This window comes from Anaerocaecibacter muris, assembly GCF_943192945.1.
Classification (GTDB): Bacteria; Bacillota; Clostridia; order Christensenellales; family Pumilibacteraceae; genus Anaerocaecibacter; species Anaerocaecibacter muris.
Genome location: NZ_CALPCE010000003.1, coordinates 137173 through 157873, shown reverse-complemented (window position 1 = coordinate 157873; position 20701 = coordinate 137173). Strand labels below are relative to the sequence as shown.

At 53.9% G+C, this 20701-nt stretch carries 19 protein-coding genes; 18 read left to right on the top strand and 1 reads right to left on the bottom strand.

The window, feature by feature from the left end; translation table 11 throughout:
• Positions 1 to 28: 28 nt before the first annotated feature.
• From NFR57_RS03865 to NFR57_RS03835, 7 genes are all read left to right on the top strand, one after another.
• Positions 29 to 1228 carry a pyridoxal phosphate-dependent aminotransferase gene (locus NFR57_RS03865; protein ID WP_251182519.1) on the top strand — a complete coding sequence of 400 codons (1200 nt, stop codon included), beginning with the start codon at positions 29 to 31 and terminating at the stop codon, positions 1226 to 1228.
• 98 nt (positions 1229 to 1326) lie between these two features.
• Positions 1327 to 1728 carry a hypothetical protein gene (locus NFR57_RS03860; protein WP_251182518.1) on the top strand — a complete coding sequence of 134 codons (402 nt, stop codon included), beginning with the start codon at positions 1327 to 1329 and terminating at the stop codon, positions 1726 to 1728.
• 1 nt (position 1729) lies between these two features.
• Positions 1730 to 3184, top strand: coding sequence for a threonine synthase (gene thrC, locus NFR57_RS03855; protein WP_251182517.1), 1455 nt, complete (start codon positions 1730 to 1732; stop codon positions 3182 to 3184).
• Between the two features lie 7 nt (positions 3185 to 3191).
• The gene (trpS, locus tag NFR57_RS03850) at positions 3192 to 4217 is read left to right on the top strand and encodes a tryptophan--tRNA ligase (RefSeq protein ID WP_251182516.1); all 1026 of its coding nucleotides are present in this window, start codon (positions 3192 to 3194) and stop codon (positions 4215 to 4217) included.
• The gene (locus NFR57_RS03845) at positions 4217 to 5086 is read left to right on the top strand and encodes a DUF5685 family protein (protein ID WP_251182515.1); all 870 of its coding nucleotides are present in this window, start codon (positions 4217 to 4219) and stop codon (positions 5084 to 5086) included. Before trpS ends, NFR57_RS03845 begins: the two co-directional genes overlap by 1 nt.
• Before the next feature lie 25 nt (positions 5087 to 5111).
• Complete coding sequence (locus NFR57_RS03840) at positions 5112 to 5744, top strand: PDDEXK family nuclease (protein ID WP_251182514.1); 633 nt, start codon at positions 5112 to 5114, stop codon at positions 5742 to 5744.
• Complete coding sequence (locus NFR57_RS03835) at positions 5744 to 6502, top strand: YybS family protein (protein ID WP_251182513.1); 759 nt, start codon at positions 5744 to 5746, stop codon at positions 6500 to 6502. The genes NFR57_RS03840 and NFR57_RS03835 overlap by 1 nt, the downstream gene beginning before the upstream one ends.
• 113 nt (positions 6503 to 6615) lie before the next feature.
• Here the strand turns inward: NFR57_RS03835 and NFR57_RS03830 are convergent, their stop codons facing one another.
• On the bottom strand, positions 6616 to 7392 hold the full coding sequence (locus NFR57_RS03830) for a PHP domain-containing protein (protein WP_251182512.1): 777 nt from the start codon (positions 7390 to 7392) through the stop codon (positions 6616 to 6618).
• A 201-nt stretch (positions 7393 to 7593) separates the two neighbouring features.
• On the opposite strand from NFR57_RS03830, the gene rsmA reads away from it, so the two are divergent.
• The 11 genes from rsmA to rplA all read left to right on the top strand — a co-directional run bounded on the left by rsmA (position 7594) and on the right by rplA (position 20491).
• Positions 7594 to 8403: a 16S rRNA (adenine(1518)-N(6)/adenine(1519)-N(6))-dimethyltransferase RsmA gene (gene rsmA / locus NFR57_RS03825; RefSeq protein ID WP_251182511.1), complete on the top strand. Its 810-nt coding sequence runs from the start codon at positions 7594 to 7596 to the stop codon at positions 8401 to 8403.
• 86 nt (positions 8404 to 8489) lie between these two features.
• Positions 8490 to 10067 (top strand): phosphoenolpyruvate carboxykinase (ATP), encoded by a 1578-nt coding sequence (gene pckA, locus NFR57_RS03820; RefSeq protein WP_251182510.1) that lies wholly within the window; start codon positions 8490 to 8492, stop codon positions 10065 to 10067.
• Positions 10068 to 10362: 295 nt separating this feature from the next.
• A complete protein-coding gene (locus NFR57_RS03815) occupies positions 10363 to 12612 on the top strand; it encodes a DUF4982 domain-containing protein (RefSeq protein WP_251182509.1) in 2250 nt (749 codons plus the stop codon).
• Positions 12613 to 12705: 93 nt separating this feature from the next.
• Positions 12706 to 14325 carry a hypothetical protein gene (locus NFR57_RS03810; protein ID WP_251182508.1) on the top strand — a complete coding sequence of 540 codons (1620 nt, stop codon included), beginning with the start codon at positions 12706 to 12708 and terminating at the stop codon, positions 14323 to 14325.
• Between the two features lie 139 nt (positions 14326 to 14464).
• Positions 14465 to 16303, top strand: a complete 1839-nt coding sequence (locus NFR57_RS03805; protein WP_251182507.1) for an ABC transporter ATP-binding protein — start codon at positions 14465 to 14467, stop codon at positions 16301 to 16303.
• Positions 16293 to 18131, top strand: coding sequence for an ABC transporter ATP-binding protein (locus NFR57_RS03800; protein ID WP_251182506.1), 1839 nt, complete (start codon positions 16293 to 16295; stop codon positions 18129 to 18131). Before NFR57_RS03805 ends, NFR57_RS03800 begins: the two co-directional genes overlap by 11 nt.
• A gap of 126 nt (positions 18132 to 18257) precedes the next feature.
• Positions 18258 to 18416 carry a 50S ribosomal protein L33 gene (gene rpmG / locus NFR57_RS03795; RefSeq protein WP_251182505.1) on the top strand — a complete coding sequence of 53 codons (159 nt, stop codon included), beginning with the start codon at positions 18258 to 18260 and terminating at the stop codon, positions 18414 to 18416.
• Positions 18416 to 18718 (top strand): preprotein translocase subunit SecE, encoded by a 303-nt coding sequence (gene secE, locus NFR57_RS03790; RefSeq protein WP_251182504.1) that lies wholly within the window; start codon positions 18416 to 18418, stop codon positions 18716 to 18718. The genes rpmG and secE overlap by 1 nt, the downstream gene beginning before the upstream one ends.
• Entirely contained in the window at positions 18715 to 19251 is a 537-nt protein-coding gene (gene nusG, locus NFR57_RS03785) for a transcription termination/antitermination protein NusG (protein WP_251182503.1), read from the top strand. Before secE ends, nusG begins: the two co-directional genes overlap by 4 nt.
• A gap of 126 nt (positions 19252 to 19377) precedes the next feature.
• Positions 19378 to 19803, top strand: a complete 426-nt coding sequence (gene rplK, locus NFR57_RS03780) for a 50S ribosomal protein L11 (RefSeq protein ID WP_251182502.1) — start codon at positions 19378 to 19380, stop codon at positions 19801 to 19803.
• 1 nt (position 19804) lies between these two features.
• Entirely contained in the window at positions 19805 to 20491 is a 687-nt protein-coding gene (gene rplA / locus NFR57_RS03775) for a 50S ribosomal protein L1 (RefSeq protein WP_251182501.1), read from the top strand.
• Positions 20492 to 20701 lie beyond the last annotated feature (210 nt).

Here is a 20701-nt window from a genome sequence, read left to right as displayed (position 1 = left end):
TAATATATCCGTACAGGAGAATATCATCGTGGAAATAGCAAAAAGAGCAAAACAGATTTCGCCGTCGCTCACTCTCGAAATAACGGCGCGCGCGAAAAAAATGAAAGCGGACGGCATGCGCGTCGTGTCGTTTGCGGCGGGCGAGCCCGACTTTAACACTCCCGACTACATAATAGAGGCGGGGCATAAAGCGCTCGAAATGGGGCTGACCAAGTACACGCCCGCGGCGGGCACGGTCGAGCTTCGCAACGCGATTTGCGCCAAGCTGAAAAACGATAATGCGCTCGATTACGACAAGTCCAATATCGTCGTGTCCAACGGCGCAAAGCACTCGCTGTTCAACGCGTTTATGGCGATACTCGAACCGGGCGACGAAGTTATTGTACCGTCGCCGTACTGGTTGAGCTATCCCGAGCTTGTCAAAATGGCAGGCGGCGTGCCCGTGTTCGTGCAGACCAAGCCCGAAAACAGTTTCAAACTCACGCCCGACGAACTGGAAAAAGCCATAACCGACAAGACCAAGGCGTTTATACTCAACAACCCCAACAACCCGACGGGCGCGGTCTATACGCGCAGCGAGCTTAACGCGTTGGCGGCGGTTATCGAAAAGCACGAAATTTTTGTCGTGTCCGACGAAATTTACGAAAAACTTACTTACGAACGCCGTCACCACTCCATAGCGGCGTATTCGGATATATTGAAAGAACGCACTATCGTCATCAACGGTCTGTCCAAAACGTATTCCATGACGGGTTGGCGCGTCGGGTACGCGGCGGCGGACGAGCATATCGCCTCGGCAATGTCGAGCATGCAAAGCCACAGCACGTCCAACGCCAACACCATTGCGCAGTATGCGTCCACGGTCGCGCTGTCCGATAAGTATCACGGCGACGCGTTTTTGGAGGACATGCGCGCAACGTTCGACGCGCGGCGCGCGCTCATGATGTTGCGGTTACAGCGTTTGGGCATTAAGTACATCGAGCCCAAGGGCGCGTTTTACGTAATGGCTTCGGTCAAGGAGTTCGAGGGCAAGAGCATAGAAGGTCAGCGCATACGATCGGCTTACGACTTTGCGTCGTTGCTTTTGGAGCAAGTGCAGGTCGCGGTTATACCGTGCGAGGGCTTCGGCGCGCCCGACTATATCCGTCTGTCCTACGCCGCGTCCGAAAAAGACATAGAGCGCGGACTGGACGCCATTGCGAGCTTCCTCGCCCAACTCATAGACTGATTGCGGTGTTTACGCGGCGAACAGCCGCGCGCACGAAATGGATTTTCGGCAACATATATCAAGCTACATTACAAAATAACTCACAAGGAGAAACCATTATGATTTCCGTTATTTATGGAGCAAAAGGCAGTGGCAAGACCAAACGCGTCATCGACGCGGCTAACCTCGCGGCAAAAAACGCGTCCGGTCAAGTAATCTTTATTACCGACAATGCGGATTCGTTGGGCGTAAATCCCGACGTGCGCTTTATCAACCTCGGCGAGTTCGGCGTTAAAAGCGAAGCCGAATTCATAGGCTTTTTAAAAGGCATGCTCGCGACCAACTTCGATATTCAAAAAGTGTTTATCGACGGCATGTGCAGACTTTTGGGCTTGTCCGCCGAAGACCTAAAACCCGTGTTCGACGCCGTCGCGGCGGTGGCGGAAAACGTCGATTTCGTGGCGACCGTGTCCGCGGCGAGCCTGCCCGCGTTCTTAAAACCCTACGCGGAAAACAACTGATATGAAATACACTTCGACCCGCGACGGGTCGGTGGAAACGGACGGCGCGTCCGCCGTTATTGACGGAATTTCCGCCGACGGCGGGCTGTACGTGCCCGTCGCTTTGCCCAAGCTCGACTATACCGAATTTTTGGGGCTGGACTACATAAAGCGCGCCGACAAGGTGTTGCGCGCGTTTTTCGACTTTGACGTGTCGGGCGTTGCGCAAGACGCTTACGGCACGTTCGATACGGACGAACCCGCGCCCGTCGTCAAGCTGGACGACAGACTGTTCGTGTTGGAGCTTTGGCACGGCAAGACGCACGCTTTTAAGGATATGGCGTTGTCCGTTCTGCCTCGACTTCTCGTTCGAGCAAAAGCGGAAAAATCGGTAGCAAGCAAAACGCTTGTGCTTGTCGCGACGAGCGGCGACACGGGCAAAGCCGCGCTCGAAGGGTTTAAGGACGTGGACGGCACGGAGGTGTGCGTGTTCTATCCGACCGACGGCGTAAGCCGCGTGCAAAAACTCGCAATGCAAACGCAGGCGGGCGACAACGTGCGCGCGGTCGGCATAACGGGCAACTTCGACGACGCGCAAACTGCGGTAAAAACCGCGTTCCGCGACGACCGTTTAAAGACCGCGCTCGGCGAGAATAATATAACAATGTCGTCGGCTAACTCAATCAATATAGGCAGGCTTGTGCCGCAAATAGCCTACTACTATTCGACCTATTGCGACTTGGTGGACGCGGGCGAAATCAAGGCGGGCGACAAGATAGACTTTATAGTGCCGACGGGCAACTTCGGCAATATTTTGGCGGGGTGGTACGCGCTTAAAATGGGCTTGCCCATAAACAAACTTGTGTGCGCGTCCAACCGCAACAACGTTTTGACCGACTTTATCAAGACGGGCGAGTACGACGTAAACCGCGAGTTTTACAAGACCGAAAGTCCGTCCATGGACATACTTATTTCGAGCAACCTCGAACGTCTTATATACGAAACGAGCGGCAGGGACGCGACCAAAACGGCGGAGCGTTACGCAGAGCTTAAAGCGACGGGGCGGTTCTCCGTGTCCGAGGACGAAATAGACGCGATACGCGAAACGTTTGCTTGCGATTACGCCGACGACGACGATACGGAGCAAGCCATCGCCGACATGTTCGACGAGTACGGGTATTTAATAGACACGCACACGGCGGCGGCTTACGCGGTGGCAATGCGCCGCGAGCTTGTGCGTCCGACGGTGGTTGTATCTACGGCTAATCCGTACAAGTTTGCGCCCGCTGTGTTGCGCGCGCTCGGCGAACCCGCGCAGGGCGAGGCGACCGCCGACACATTGCGCGAGTTGGAGGACATGACGGCTATGGACGTGCCGCAGTCGCTTGCGGACGTGTTCGACCTGCCCGTAAGGTTCGACGACGTAGTCGCGCCCGACCGAATTTCCGACTATATATTGCGCGGTTACGGTAAATAAAATAGATATGGAAAATAACGACGTTACACAACAGAATACGGAAAAACGCAAGCGCGTGTTTTCAGCAATCAAGCCCACGGGCAATCCTACGCTCGGCAATTATCTGGGCGCAATGCAGTATTGGGGCGGCATGTCCGACGAGTACGACTGTCTTTTTTCGGTCGCGGACTTGCACGCCATAACCGTGGCTATCGAGCCCAAAGACCTGCGGGAAAACAGCAAGCGATTGTTCGCGCTATTGATAGCGATAGGGATCGATCCGCAAAAGAACATACTTTTTATGCAGTCGCACGTGCCCGCGCACGCGGAGTTGAGCTGGCTGTTAAACAACTACACCATGTTCGGCGAAGCGAGCCGCATGACGCAGTTCAAGGACAAAAGCAAGAAAGCGCCCGAAAACGTAAACGTCGGGCTGTTCGACTATCCCGTGCTGATGGCGGCGGACATACTGCTGTATCAAGCGGACATTGTGCCCGTCGGCGACGACCAAATGCAACACGTCGAGCTGTGCAGAAATATCGCGTTGCGGTTTAACAACAAGTACAGCCCCACGTTCACCGTACCGGTCGGCAAAGTTCCGACCTTCGGCGCGCGCATATATTCGCTGTCCGACCCGACGGCAAAAATGGGCAAGAGCGAGGGCGCGGGCGACGGCACGGTGTTTATACTCGACAAGCCGGAAGACATAATGCGCAAGTTCAAGCGCGCCGTCACCGACTGCGACACAAAGGTCAAAGCTAGCAAGGACAAACTCGGCATAACCAACCTGCTCACCATTTACGCGTCGCTCACGGGCGGCACGGTTCAAAGCGCGGAGCGCGAGTTCGAGAACGCCGACTATGCGACGTTTAAAGCGCGCGTGGGCGAAGCGGCGGTGGAGCGACTGCGCCCCATACGCGAAAAGTACGAGCGGCTGCGCGCCGACGACGGGGCTTTGCTCGGTATTATGAAAGACGGCGCGGACGTCGCGGCGCGGCTTGCGCGGCGGACTTTGGAAAAGGTCTATAAAAAGATAGGGTTTGTGCGGTTGTAATGTACGGATATATAGTTCCGCAAAAAAGCACGCTCCGCGCGAGCGACTTTGTGCTATACCGATCGTTTTATTGCGGCATGTGCTGTGAAACGGGCAGGCTGTACGGACAGTTTCCGCGGTTTACCACAAATTACGACTTTGCGTTTTTGTCCGCGCTCATGCACGACTATGCGCAAGCGGACGTTGTGATAGAGGAACACGGTTGCGTGCTCAATCCCAAAAAGAAAGCGATATTGCAGAGCAATCCTCTGCTCGAACGCCTATCCGCAGTCAATATCATGCTGTGTTATCAAAAGGCGGACGACGGCGTTGCGGACGGCGACGGCATAAAGTACAGAGCCGTGCGGCGCGCGCTTAAAAAACCGTTGGCGGCGGCAAAAAAGATCTGCCCGCAAGCGTGGACGGCGATAGAAAAGTACTGCGCGGCGCAACGCGACATAGAGCAAAAGCGCGTCGCGGGCGTGGATCGCGCGGCGGACGCGTTTGCGAGCCTCATGCGCGACCTGCCCGAATTGATTTTGGGCGTGCAAACAGATGACAATCTAAAAGGTTTGTGCTATAATGTAGGCAAGTTCGTATACCTTGCCGACGCGCTCGACGATATAACCGAGGATTTTAAGCACAAGCGGTACAATCCGTTTTTGGCGACGTTCGGCGAATTTAAAAACCGCAAATCGTTTATCGACGAGCACCGCGCGGAACTCGAATTTTGTTTCGGCAGTATTTGCGGCAGGGCGGAAGGCTGTTTCGGCGGATTAAAACTTACTCAAAGTTACAGCCTATTAAGGAACATAGTTTTCAACGGCATGCGCGGCAAAGCCGAAGAATTGCTCAAATCGACAAAAAAGTTAAAAAATCCGCGCATATAATATAACTCTATAAGGAGTGCTATAAATGAAAGATCCGTATGCGATTCTCGGTCTGGACAAAACCGCCGACCCCGAAACGTTAAAAGCAAAATATCAGGAACTCCACGACCTTTACGGCGAACAGCGGTTCAAGTCGGGCGAGGAGGGCAACGAGGGCGCGCGCAAACTTCAAGAGCTTGAAGAAGCGTGGGTTGTCATCAGTTCCAATCTGGAACGGGAAAACAAGCAGACGTCGTTCGGCGGCGATTACAGCCGCGTAGACGAGCTTATCCGTCAGGGCAAATACAACGAGGCGCAGGACATACTCGACTCCGTGCAGGACCGCAAGGGCGAGTGGCACTATATGCAAGCGATTGTGTTCTACAAGCGCGAATGGTTGACCGAGGCAAAAACGCAACTCGAAATGGCGTTGCGCGACGACCCGACCAATACGAAATACCGTTCGTCGCTCGAAAAACTTAACCTGTCCATGACGGGCGCGCAACCGCAACAGCAAGCAGTGCCCAACAACAACGGCAACTACAATCAGCAACCCTATAACGATCAGGGCGGGCAATATCCGCAACAACAGCCGCAGGATATGGCCAACTGTCTGTCGTCGTGCTGTTGCGCGTACTGCTTGACCGACTGTCTGTGCAACGCCATGCGTTGTTGCTGATGAACGCATCGACAAAAAAACTTACCACGGCGGCGGTATGCACCGCGCTCGCGGTAATAATGTGCGTGTTTACAGCGTACCTGCCTTTGAGCTTTATGCCGTTGTTTTTAGCGGCATTTTGCATATTTTTGGCATGCAAGCGCGGCAGTATATATTACGGCGCGCTGTGCGCGGCGGCGTCCGTCGGTCTAATGTTTTTAATGACGGGACTGTCCGTCAAATGGCTCGCGTTCGTCTTGATGTTCGCGCCTTACGGCATACTCGCGCACTTTATCCACAGGTTTAATTATTTCAAAGTAAAAAGCGCGATAATCCGCGCCGTCACAGCGGTCGTGTTTTTCAACGCGACGTTCGGCATAGTGTACGCCGTAACGGTCAACGTGCTGTCCGTAGGCATCGACGGCATGAACATAGCGGAATGGGCAAACATGCTGGGCGGTTATCCCGTCCTCGCGGTGGTAGCTACGCTTATACTTATGCCGCTCGACTTTATATTCTCCACAATGTCGATAGTGATATTAAAGAAAATCCCCGCGCCCGTCACGCGAATTAAACCGCGATCGGACAGCTCCGCGTCGCCCGCGCAGTCGGTCGAGAACGGCGACGGCGGACAAGCCGACTACGACATATTCGGTTACGAAATAAACGGCGCGCACAGCCCCGCGCCCGACGTACATACGGCGGACGGCGACCGCGACGAAAACAAACAAAACGCCGAAAACGACAAAGCGGATAACAACGACGGTAAACAACAATAATCGTCGCCGAACGCTCTCTATATAATAAATAAAAAGAAAAACGAACGGCTTAATAGTTAAACCCGTTCGTTTTCGTTCGGCAGAAATAAATGGCGTAAAAACAGTGTGTAACACTATTCGCCGAATATGTCGGTTAAAAACTTTTCGGCTTTGTCGAAGTATTGACCTATGCTCGACGAAACGTGCGCGTCCGACCCGATAACGGGACGCGCGCCGCCCGCGGCTTTGTACGCTTGCAAAAAGTCGGCGCGGGGCAGGCGCATTTCTCCGCCCGCATTTGTGTTTTCCTCTATTCGAATATTGCGCGATACGGCTGTCTTTATAATCTTATCGAGCTTGGGCTTAAATAGTTCGTAAGCCATGGCGCGTTCGGACTTGTCGTAAGGCGCGTAACGTTCGGGAAAGCCTATATGCCCGATAGTGGTAAACGGATAGGGCGCGTCCAGCGACGCAAGCACCGCATCGAGGTAGACGGAGTACGCATCGAGCCGCCCGCGCGAGAATATGTCGCGCACGCCCTGCGCCCAGTAATGCGCGCTGTTTATAACGTATTCGAGCGGCAAATCTTTAATCAGTTCGGCTGACTGTTCGGCAGTGCGCATTTCAAACCCGACTTCCAGTCCTATATATATAGTAAGGTCGGGATTGTCGGCGCGCACGCGATTCCACGTCTTAAAGTATTCGTCAAAGTCAATGGGGTCAAACTCGCGCCAGTGCCCGACGTCGATATGGTCGGTAACTATAAACCCGCGCAACCCCTTGTCGCGCACCGCTTGCGCAATCCGCGCGGGAGCGTCCGCGCCCGCATTTTTCGCGTCGGGCGAAAACCTGCTGTGTACGTGACAGTCAATTCCGCGCAAGTCCGCGGAGTATGGCAACAGTTCGGTCATGTCGCGGTTTCTCCTTTTGCCGCGCCGATCGCAATCGCGCGGGCGCGGTAGTTTATACGTAAATATTTTAACACTCCGCCCGCCAGTTGTCAAGCCTCCCTGTTTTTCGCCGCGTCGAGCGGTTGCAAACGCGCGCTTTATTTGCGGTTAATTTATCGATAATCTGTTGCCTTTTCGGTTGCGTTATGTTATAATGCTATCATGGCGGATTTCGAGGGAGTGCTCGGTAAGCACAAGTTCAAATACAAGAAATCTTTGGGTCAGAATTTCATCTTCGACGAGCAAATTCTGGACGAAATAGCCGAGGCGGGCGGCGCCGACGGCGCGTGCGTCGTGGAAATCGGCGCGGGCGCGGGCACGCTGTCGCGGGCTATCGCAAAGCGCTCGCGGCGACTGTGCGCGTTTGAAATAGACGAAACGCTTTTCCCCATACTCGACGAAACGCTTGACGGTCTGGACAACGTGCAGCTGTTCAGCAACAACGTTTTGGAGCTGGGCGTCGAAACGGTGGATATGCTCATAGGCGAGCCGTACATAGTAATAGCCAATCTTCCGTACTATATAACTACGCCGCTTATATTTACTTTTCTGAAATCCGAACTGTGCGGTTCCGTGACGTGTCTTGTGCAAAAAGAGGTCGCGGACAGGATTTGCGCGACGGACGGCGGCGACTTCGGCGCGCTGTCGGCGTGCGTTCAAGCGGTGGCAAACCCGACCAAAATACGCGACGTCAAGTCGTGGGATTTCACGCCCATGCCCGAGGTGGACAGCACGCTCATACGGTTAGACCGCAACGGCGGCGAACCGCTAACCGACAAACTGGACGCGTTTATCAAACTTTGCTTTGCGCAAAAACGCAAAACGTTGGTGAACAACCTCACTGCGGCGGGCATAAATAAGCAGGACGTTACGGACGCGCTCGACGGCATGGGATTTCCCGCAACGGCGCGCGCCGAACAGTTGGGCGCGGCAAATTTGTTCGAACTCGGCAAAAAGCTGGGTAGAGCGTAACGCGCGATAGCGGTAACCGCCGCGGCAAAAATCAACTTTACAATAAAGCTAATAAACCAATAGGGCAAAAGCCCAAAGGAGTAAATATGCAAACTTACGGAATCGAAAAGTACGGAATCGTCAAACCCCAAAAGGTCGAACGCAACCGTTGCCCCGCGTGGCTCACCGAGGAAGCGTTAAAGACCGAACCGTCGCGACTCACGGACACGGGCGCGTTGCTCGTCGAAACGGGCGCGTACACAGGTCGTTCGCCCAAGGACAGATTTATCGTTGACGAAGCGGGCGTATCCGAACAGATAGGCTGGGGAACGGAAAACAAAAAGTTCCCGCTCGACAAATTCGAGCTTATCTATAAAAAGGTAGGCGAATATCTTTCGGGCAAAAACGTGTATTTGTTCGACGGCTTTGCGGGCGCGGATCCCAAGTACCGCGTTTCTGTGCGCGTAATCAACGAATACGCGTCCGAAAACCTGTTCATGAACAACATGCTCATCCGTCCGACGGAAAAAGAGCTTAAAGACTTTAAAGAGGACTACACGCTCATCGCCGTTCCCGGGCTTAAACTCGACCCCAAAGAATGCGGCACTAACAGCGAAGCGGCGATACTGCTTTGCCTCAACCGCAAACTTATACTCGTAGTCGGATCGAAGTACGCGGGCGAAATGAAAAAATCGGTGTTCAGCCTTATGAACTACCTGTTGCCGCAAAAGGGCGTTTTGGGCATGCACTGCTCGGCTAATATGGCGCTCGACAACAGCGGCGACACCGCCTTGTTCTTCGGACTTTCGGGTACGGGCAAAACCACTCTGTCCGCCGACCCCAAGCGCGGACTTATCGGCGACGACGAGCACGGCTGGTCGGACGACGGTATATTCAATATCGAGGGCGGCTGCTATGCCAAGTGCATCGATTTGAGCAAAGAACACGAACCCGAAATTTACGGCGCGATTAAGTTCGGCGCGCTTGTGGAAAACGTCGTAATCGATAACGAAACGCGCAAGCCCGATTATACCGATCGCAGTCTTACCGAAAACACGCGCGTATCGTACCCGATCGACTTTATCCCCAACAAGGTCGTTCCGTCGGTCGGCAAACACCCCAAAACGGTTATATTCCTTACTGCGGACGCGTTCGGCGTGCTTCCTCCCGTGGCAAAGCTCACCAAGGAACAGGCAATGTTCTACTTCGTGTCGGGCTACACGAGCAAGGTGGCTGGCACGGAACGCGGCATAACCGACCCCGTCAGCACGTTCTCCACGTGCTTCGGCGCGCCGTTCATGCCGTTGCCGTCGTCGGTGTACGCCAAACTGTTGGGCGAAAAAATAGAAAAACACGGATCGTCCGTTTACCTTATTAACACGGGCTGGACGGGCGGTGCTTACGGCGTAGGCAAACGTATGAGCTTGCCCGCGACCCGCGCAATCGTCACCGCCGCGCTCGACGGCACGCTTGCTAACGTCGAGTACGAGGTCGAGCCGTTCTTCGGGCTTGCAATCCCCAAGACCTGCCCCAACGTGGAAAGCAATATCCTCAATCCCAAAAACGTTTGGAAGGACAAAGCGGAATACGACCGTCTTGCGAAAAAACTCGCGCACGACTTTGCGGAAAACATCAAAAAGTACAACCTCGACGCAAATATCGTCAACGCAGGTCCCAAAGCGTAACAGTTTCGTACCGGCAATAACAAAATCCCGTTCTCGAAAGCAATCGAGAACGGGATTTTTTATATTAAACGCAACGATATGCGGTTTAGCGGCGATAGAACGGTTTGCCCGCGCGGGCGAGCCGTCGGGCGCGCAAAAACGGTCGGTTTTATACCGTATATCATAACTGACCGTGAAAAACAACGCGATAAAATTACTCGCAAAAACGTGCGTTTTTTCAATGTTTTCGGGAGGTAAATGCAAAAAACGCGTTAATTCACTTGCTATTTGTGCGGCATATTGTTATAATGACAATATGAAAAGTGTCGATTTAAACGCGAACTGGAATATTGTCGTGGGCGACGCGCGGTACGATTGCGATCTGCCGCACGACGCGGCAGTCGGACTTTCCAGAGATTACGCATGCGCGTTCGGTCAGCTAAACGGGTATATACCGTCTGCGCGCGCTGTGTTTTCGCGTGCCTTGCCGCAGGTTAAAAGCGGAAACGCCGCGCTCGAATTTTCGGGCGTGTGCGGTATGGGCGACGTGTTTGTAAACGACGAAAAAATCGGAGAGATAGCGGATTACGGTCCCGTTACTTTTTATATAGGCGATATGCTCTCGGGCGTAAACAATACCGTGCGCGTCGAGCTGTTTAATTCGCCCGCTATGTACGACAAGTATGTCGGGCTGGGTATTGCGGGCAGAGTCAAACTTATTATATCGGATAGTCTTGCGGATATAGAATACAGGTCGCTGTTTATAAAGACGGCGGTCGTCGGCGACAGGACTTACGCGGACGTCGAGCTTACCGTCTGCAATTATTTGGACAAGCCCGAAAAGTTTACGGTGGACTGTACCGTGCACAACGCGCGCGGCAAGCGCGCGGGCAAAAAACAGCGCAAGATAATTCTTCGCGCGGGGCAAATCAAGCCTTTGTCCATGCGCGTGCGCATAAACAATCCTTACGAGTGGTCGCCGTCCGATCCGTACATGTATTCCATGACGGCAAAACTGATTGCGCAGGACGGAACGGAGCGCGAGGAGCGCGCGCGTTTCGGCATAGCGTCGCGGTCGCTCAACCCCACGCGCGGACTGTACGTAAACAACCGCAACGTGTTGCTTTGGGGCGCGTACTTGTCGCATGCGGACGCCGCGCTCGGCGGCGCGTCCGTGTACTGCAACGAAGTAAGACGGCTGGAAGCGTTAAAAGCAATCGGGTATAACGCAGTGCACTTTGTCGATTGTCCTACCGAAGCCGCGCTCGACGCGTGCGACGACGTGGGTATGTACGCGTTTGTCGATCTGTTGGACAGGCTTGTCGCGGGCAAGACCCCGTTTGCGGGCATGCAACCGCACTTATATATAAGCGAAAAACTACTCACTCTGCGCAACCACCCGTCCGTCACCATGTACGGCGTTGCGGACGACGTGCCGGAGTGTTACGGTCGCAACGACGGACACGCGCTTATTGCGAGCGTCGCGGAAATCATACGCGATACGGACGACACCCGTCCAGTAACGGTGTCGGCGCGCGAGTTTGTTCCCACGCTGAAAGAACTGGAAGCGGCGGGCGTCAAGCGCGCGCATTACGATTCGGAGTCCGCGCTAATCAACGCGGGGCGCGAAAAAAACCTGTTCGACAACCTTACGGCGGGCGCGTTCGAGGCGGTGGACGTCTGCGGGTTCAACTATTTATATCCGCTGTACGAGAGCGAAAAAGCCAAGCGCGACAGGCTTGTGGTCGGCGCGCGGACAAGCAGCGAGCGCGCGTTTGAAAGTCTGGACGCCACCGAGAAAAACGGCAGGGTAATAGGCGACTTCAACGAGTGCGGTATAGACTACCTCGGCGGCGGCAAGCTCAACGAAATTTATACCACGCTGGGCGACATCGACGCTATCGGTTGCGAAAAGCCGCAAGCAGTGTATAAGCGCATACTTTTGGGCGAACGCAACATAGCTTATATAACATGTGTCGATCCCGACGACGGCGAGCACGTCAATATGTGGAATTGGCCGCGTTACCTCGGTCAAAAAATAACGGTTAAGGTGTACACGTCGGGCGACGTGGTAGCGCTGTATCTCGACGGTAGGCTTATCGGTCGAAAGCTCGCGGGCAAGGTCAATCGGCACATAGCGACGTTCCAAGTCGATTACTACCCCGGCACGCTGGAAGCGGTCGCATATTTCAAGGGCACGGAGTGCGCGCGCACTCAACTTAAAACAGCCAACTCGCCCAAGTCGATAAGGCTGGAAGCGTATCAAAAGAATCTGTCCGTTTCGCGCGGCGATCTGGGCTTTGCCACGGTGGACGTGTGCGATCGCGACGGGGAGCTTGTGCCGTATGCAATGCGCACGCTCACGGCGACGGTCACGGGCGGGGAGCTTGTAGCGTTTATCAACGCCGACCCCATGATGCGCAAAAGCGAGTTCGACATGTGTCCCGCATACGGCGGGCACGCGCTTGCGGTCGTAAGACCGGATCCCGCGGAAAACAAGGTTGTGTTAAAGGTCACGGGCGACGGGTTGCTGTCGTCGAAGATTTCGTTCAAAATCAAAAACTGATAAGGCGAACAGCCGACGGCACGGCAATCGGCAAAAATTCGCAAAATCAGGTTACACGGTTAAATTTCGGTTATAATCTTTATTGGAGCAGATATGAAAAAACGCACAGTCGCCATTTCAATAGCGCTTGCCTCGGTACTCGCAGTCAGTCCCGCGGTACTTTCCGGCTGTTCGGGCGACCACTACACGGAAATTTCCTTCCCCGCGCAGGACACGTCGTATATCGTTACGAGCCAGGGCGGGTCGGCGGTCGCATACGGCAATTACGTTTATTTTATAAACGGCACGCGCGGCTACGACGATACCGACGGTAATTCCAACGTTTGGGACGAAGTGGTCAAAGGCGCGCTTTATCGCGCCGAACTCAACGGCGAAAAATACGTTGACGGAGACGGGCTTACCAAGTTCCGCGCCAAAATAGACGACAAGGGCTTGGAGTTTAAGTACGAGGAAGGCAAAGATTATTACGACAATCCTATAAACATTGTCAACTCTACCAAGATCGCGCCCAAAACGATAGGCACTGAAAGCTATTCGCGCGGCGGCATATTCATCTACGACAACGCCGTATTTTTTGCAACGCCCAACAACGAAAAAAGCTCGACGGGCACGGTGCAGACGGGACGCACAGACTTTTTCATGATGCCGCTCAACGGCGGCGAGCCGACCAAAATATACACCACGTCCGAGAACGTGGACACCAAGTCGTCGGCATATGCGTTTTATAAGTACAACAATGCGGTGTATCTTGTAGTCAACGAGGGAACTAATATCGTATCGGTCAAAGTCAATCACGGCAAGGGCGAGGCGGCAGATCCCGTCACGTTCAAAGTGAACGCGACAAGCGTATATTTGCCCGTCCGCGACACGTACTATAACGGCATAAGCGCCAACACGCCCGAGGACTTTATTTATTTCGTGCGCAACGTCAAGGACAGCGACCAACAGCGCGCGGGCACGGTTATCGAGGCAATGCGCCCCGACGGATCGGAAAACTTTGTAGTGTCCATGAACGGGCGCGAGGAAAAGATAGAAGCGGTGCGCGACGGCGTTGTGTTTTATCGCACAAAGAACAAAGTCGGCAACGACGTAATCGCTTACGACAATCTTCATAACATGCTCATGGAGTATTCGGCGGGCTACAAAAAAGAGCAAGACGCGCTCGACCCCGCCGTCCGCAATAAGCAGATAGGCGGAAAGTACGGTTCTTCCGAATCGGACGACGCATATTTCCCGACCGAAATAACAAGCACTATAACGGCAACGTTCCCGTTCCGTCCCGACGCGCTGTCCAACACTGTGTACTTTATAGGCGCGACGAGTTCGGCGATAAACGTGTATGCGACGGACGGCAATGTCGAAACGCTGTGCAAGACCGCAGGCACGCCGCTGTTCATACAGGAAAACTATCTGTACTTTTCGGGATCGGAGAGCGACTTTTATCGCGTTCCGTTGTATCCGCACATGGACGGGTACGGCGAAGCGCAAAAGCTCGCGGATAGCACCGTATCGGCAGGAATAAGTTGCGATTACGCGGCGGGATATTTCACGTATTTCGCCGAAGTCGATAAATGGGCTAACGGCTATACTTATTTCTATAAGGTAGACGGACCCGAGGGCATGGAGCCGCAGTTTGTGGGCACGCGCGCAAAGAGCGATATTCCCACAAAAGAACAGCTCGAAGACGAAAACAAAGAAGAAGGCGAAGAATAATCCTATTTTGTCGCGCGGACGGCGGGGTTATTGCGCCGAAAACGCGATATAACCATAGCTTTAAGAAATAGCTTGCGGTTTGTCGCCGTAAGCTATTTTTATATTCATTTGTGCTAACGCATAACGGTATTATTGCATTATGGAAAATACAGGATTAAAAGAAACAAATAAACAGTATACAAAGCGCGGGCTTTTAAGATATTTTCTTAAAGGCAGCGTCGCTTTGTTTCTGTTCGCCGTGGCGTGCGGCATGATAATGACGTTTTTAAGCGTTGTCATACCCAAAATCATAGGGTTCACGATAGACAGCGTAATAGGCGACGCGCCGCCGCCCGCAAGCTATTCGGGCATAGTGGAGCTGTTCGGCGGAATAGCCGCGCTCAAAGACCGAATTTGGATAGTCGCAATCGTCATAATCGGCATTGCGCTCATTGCAACCGTGTTTAAATACTGCTCCGCATATTTCAACACCCGCGCCAATGAAATACTGATGCGCCGCATGCGCAACACGCTGTTTTCGCACATACAGCGTCTGCCTCTGTCATGGCAGACCGAAAACAACACGGGCGACATTATTCAGCGTTGCACGTCGGACGCGGACGTAATATCCAACTTTATAACCAACCAGTTTTTCACGCTTGTGCGCGTGGTGTTTTTGCTCGCGCTGTCGCTCGTGTTCATGTTCACTATCGACGTGCGGCTCGCGGCGATAGCCTCGGCGTTTATCCCCGCGCTAATCGGCTACTCGCTGTTTTTCCACGTGCGTGCGCGCGCGTCGTTCAAGCGTTGCGACGAGAACGAGGGCGTGTTGTGGACGTATGCGCAGGAAAACTTGACGGGCGCGCGCGTGGTGCGTGCGTTCGGCACGGAGCGCAAGGAGCGCGACAAGTTCGCCAAACAGAACGATTACTATACGGGGCTGTGGGTTCGGCTGGAACGGTTTATGGCTCTGTTCTGGACGACGAGCGACTTTATCGCGGCGTTGCAACTGCTGTTTATAGTGGTTATCGGCACGCTGTTTTGCGTGCGCGGCGGCATGTCGGCGGGCGACCTTGTCGCGTTCGTTTCGTACAACACGATGATGCTCGGACCCGTGCGCCAGCTCGGTCGAATAATATCCAATTTGAGCAAAGTCGGCGTGTCGCTCGGTCGTATCGCCGAGGTCATGAACGCGCGGGAGGAGGAGTATACTGCGAGCGGCGAACCGCTGTCGGGCGATATTGTTTTCGACGACGTTAGCTTTGCTTACGAAAGCGGCAAGCCCGTGCTTGCAAACGTCAGCTTTACCGTGCCGCAGGGCAGTACGTTCGGCATAATCGGCGCGACGGGCAGCGGCAAATCGACGATCGCGTGCCTTATCGACGGGCTGTATAAAGCGGATTCGGGCACGGTTACGATAGGCGGGCGCGACGTTAAACAAATTCCGCCGCCCACGCTTCGCGGCAATATCGGGTACGTGTTGCAAGAGGGCTACATATATTCGCGCACTATCTCGGAGAATATCGCCATGGCAAAGGACGGCGCGGACGATGCGGAAGTGCGGCGTTGCGCAAAGATAGCCTGCCTCGACGACAATATCGCGGGGTTCGCCAACGGGTACGAAACGGTCGTCGGCGAGCGCGGAGTAACGCTGTCGGGCGGACAGCGTCAGCGCGTTGCGATTGCGCGGACGATCGCGCGCGAAACGCCTTACATAATCTTCGACGACTCGCTGTCGGCGGTGGACAGCGAAACGGACGCGAAAATACGCGCCAACCTCGCGGAGCTAAACGGCGCGGCGACGACGGTAATCATATCGCACCGAATTTCCACGGTCATGCGCGCAGACAGCATAATAGTCATGGACGGCGGAAAAATAGCGGAGCGCGGCACGCACGCACAGCTTATCGCGGCGGGCGGCATTTATAAACGCATTTACGACCTGCAAACGGCATTGCCCGACGAAATAGAAAAGGAGGCGGACGGCGATGAAAAATAAACCCAAAGCGCAAAGCGCGCCCGCCGAAAAGCGGCTCAAATTTTTCGGGCTGGACAAACTCAAACCTTATATAAAGACGTATCGCGTACTTTTTGCCGTACTCATTTTTGGCTCGGTGGTGGCGAGCGTGCTCAACACAATCACGCCGTTATTCCAGCAGTACGCCATAGATAACTTTATAGCAAACAAGACGGTAGACGGCTTGATTACGTTCGCGCTGTTGTATGCGTCGGTAATACTCTTGTGCGCGGTTGTGGACTATTTCGGCAGCTACGCTTGTTGCAGACTGGAAATGTTTATACTGCGCGACATGCGCCGCGACGCGTTCAACCACTTGCAAACGCAGTCCGTGTCGTACTTCAATCAACACAGCGTGGGCAAACTTCAAGCCCGCGTCATGAGCGACACGTCGTCGGTCGCGTCCATAATAGCGTGGGACGTCAACCAAAGCGTGTGGAACATAATGTATGTAATCGGTTCGGCGGTCGTCATGTTTATCTTGCAACCGTTGCTCGCCGTGTGCGTGTTGGCGATCGTGCCGATAGTCGCGCTGTTCTCGGTGTATTTCAATCGCACTCTCACCAAGGAAAACCGCAAAGTGCGCGAAATAAACTCCGAAATCACGGGCGCGTTCAACGAGGGAATAACGGGCGCGGCGACGTCCAAAACGCTCGCCGTCGAGCGCAAACTGGACGGCGACTTCCGTGCGCGTACCGACTCGATGAAGCGCAAAGCGACGCGGCTCGGACACCACCGCGCCCTGCTGTTTTCTATAATATCGTTCGCGTCGTCCGCCGCGCTCGCGTTGGTGCTGTGGTACGGCGGCGTCATCACGCAAGAGGGCGTCATCAAAATCGGCGTGCTGTCTGTGTTCATGACTTATGCGCAAGGACTGATGGAGCCGGTGCTGTGGTTTGTAAGCGCGCTGTCAGACCTTGTTACGGTGCGGGTCAACCTCGAACGTTTTTCGACGCTTATGGAAAGCGAAAGCGACGTAAAGGACGCGCCCGAAGTAATCGAAAAGTACGGCGACTGTTTCAACCCCAAGCGCGAAAACTGGGAGCCTATACGCGGCGACGTAGAGTTCCGCGACGTGACGTTCAAATACCCCGACGGCGACGAATACGTGCTCGAACATTTTGACCTTAACGTTCCGCAGGGCACTACGGTCGCAATCGTCGGCGAAACGGGCGCGGGAAAATCGACGATAGTCAACCTTGTGTGCAGGTTTTTCGAGCCGACGAGCGGCAGCATACTAATCGACGGCAAGGACGTGCGCGAGCGTTCGATCGGGTGGTTGCACGGCAATATCGGATACGTGTTGCAGTCGCCGCATCTGTTTTCGGGCACGGTACGTTACAACTTGACATACGGCAAGGAGGACGCGACGGACGCGGAGATCGACGCGGCGGTCAAAAGCGTAAACGCCGCGGCGATAATCGAGCGGCTCGATAAAGGTTACGATTCGGAAGTGGGCGAGGGCGGCAACACTCTGTCCACGGGCGAAAAGCAACTGCTGTCGTTCGCGCGTGCAATACTCGTCAACCCCGCTATATTCGTGCTCGACGAAGCCACGTCGTCAATCGACACAATCACCGAAAAGCTGATACAGAGCGCGATAGAAAAGCTAATGGAAAACCGCACGAGTTTTGTGATAGCGCACAGACTGTCGACAATACGATCGGCGGATATAATACTTGTCGTGGACGGCGGAAAAATAGTCGAGCGCGGGTCGCACGCCGAGCTGATAAAAAAGCGCGGCACGTATTACAATTTGTACATGCGCCAGTTCCAAGAGGAACAAGTGCAAAATTCGGGCGCGGTGTAGGGCGGCGCACGCAAAAAATAGTTTGCAACTTGTCCAAAACGCTTGACAACGCTTAAATATTATGATAATCTTATGTAAACACCGTTTTTGGCGGTGTTTTATTTAGCGTATTTTCGGAGGACAGGTATGGAACCCAAGAACGTAAGAATCACGCTCGAATGTACGGAGTGCAAACAGCGTAATTACGACACCACAAAAAACAAAAAGAACGATCCCGACAGGATCGAGCTCAACAAATATTGCAGATTTTGCAAAAAACGTACCGTCCATAAGGAAACCAAATAATGGCCGACGATAAAGTCAAGGAGAAAAAAGAGAAAAAAAAGAAGGAGCCGGGGCGTATACGCCGTTGGTTCAAGGACTTTTTCTCCGAACTTAAAAAAGTAACTTGGCCGTCGTTTTCCAAGGTGCTTAAACAAACGGGCGTCGTGCTGTTGGTCACGATAATTTTCCTGCTTGTAATGATGGCTTTCGACGGACTGTTCGGACTGTTTTACCGCGAATTCTTGGTTAAGCGTTTGTCGGACGGCAGTGCGGCGGCGGCTGTTGCCGCGCTTGTACGCGGCGGAGGAGGGTTGCTGTTATGACAGAGCAAGAACTTCCCGAAGCACAGTGGTTTATTCTTCATACCTATTCCGGTTACGAAAATCTTGTAAAAGTCAACCTCGAAACGGCGTTCCAAAAGAACAATATCGAGGACAGACTGATAGATATTCGTATCCCCATGGAAGATATAGTCGAGGAAAAAAACGGCAAGCGCAAGATAGTGCACAGACGCATGTTCCCTTCATACGTGCTTGTCAAAATGATATATACGCGCGACATGTGGCACCTTATAACGGGCACGCGCGGCGTAACGGGCTTTGTCGGACCGCAGGGTAAACCCACCCCGCTCACGGACGAAGAAATCCGCCGCATGCAGCTCGAAAAAGTCACCGTCAAAACCGACTTCGCCGTCGGCGACACGATACGCGTCGTAAACGGACCGCTCACCGACATGACGGGCGAGATCAAGAGCATCAACGCTACAACGGGCAAGTGCTCGGTAGATATAAACATCTTCGGACGGCTCACGCCGGCGGAGTTGGATACGTACCAAATCGAAAAGATCGACTACTAATCGCATAACTTCGTAGTAAGAATGCGTCGGGTCGGCAAAACTTACATCACATAGTCAATTCGGGAGGGGCGGCAATAGCCCCGTCAGCACCGCGATTGTAATAAATTTTTACAAGGAGAACGCAAAATGGCAAAAAAGTTACAAGCAGTCGTCAAACTGCAACTTCCCGCCGGTAAAGCGACCCCGGGACCGCCCGTCGGTTCGAGCTTGGGTCCGCACGGCATCAACATCGCAGGCTTCGTAAAAGAGTTCAACGAGCGCACGCGCGACAAAGAGGGTCTTGTTATCCCCGCGGTATTGAGTATCTACTCCGACCGTTCGTTCACGTTCGTACTCAAAAGCCCGCCCGCCGCAGTGCTTATCAAAAAGGCGGCAGGCATCGAATCCGCTTCGGCAAAGCCCAACCGCGACAAGGTAGCCAAAATCACCAAAGCGCAGGTCGAGGAAATCGCCAAACTCAAAATGGTCGATCTCAACGCGGGTTCGCTCGAAACGGCTATGTCCATGGTCATGGGCACGGCTCGCTCTATGGGCGTAACGGTGGAGGACTGATATGAAACACGGAAAAAGATATACAGCCGCCGCCGCAACGATAGAGCGCGGCAAGGTTTACGACCCTCAAGAGGCGTTTGCCAAAATCCCCGAAATCGCAACCGCTAAATTCGACGAAACAATCGAAGCGCACGTCAAATTGGGCGTCGATCCCCGCCAAGCCGACCAACAGGTCCGCGGCACGGTCGTACTCCCCAACGGCACGGGTAAAAGCGTGCGCGTGCTCGTAATCGCCAAAGGCGACAAAGCGGACATCGCGCAAAAAGCGGGCGCGGACATAGTCGGCGCGGAAGAAATCATCGCCAAAATCCAGAACGAAAACTACCTCGACTTCGACGTAGTTATCACGTCGCCCGACATGATGGGTCAGCTCGGTAGGGTCGCGCGTATCCTCGGACCTCGCGGCTTGATGCCCAGTCCCAAGTCCGGCACTATCACGCAGGACATCGCAAAAGCGATTGCCGATACCAAAGCGGGTAAAGTCGAATACCGCGTGGACAAAACGTCCATAGTGCACTGCATTATCGGCAAAAAGAGCTTCGGCGCGGACAAACTCAAAGAGAACTTCGACACGCTCATGGATGCCATTATCAAGGCGAAACCCGCGGCGGCAAAGGGCACGTACCTCAAAAGCGTGTACGTAACCCCCGCTATGGGTCCCGGGCTCAAAGTAAACGTCAGAGCGTAATAAACATTCGCGCAAAAACGCGGAACGTGCAACAACAATCAATCGAATAGCGGTTATGTTACTACCGCAAACAAGTCCTGTAAAACGGGCTTGCCCAAGACACAAGCGGAAACTTAAACAGCCTAAAAAGGTTGACTTGTCGAGGCGAAAAAAACATCAAACGTTACATGTTTTAACGTGAGGTTTTTGCGGCGCTTCGACGGAGCGCCG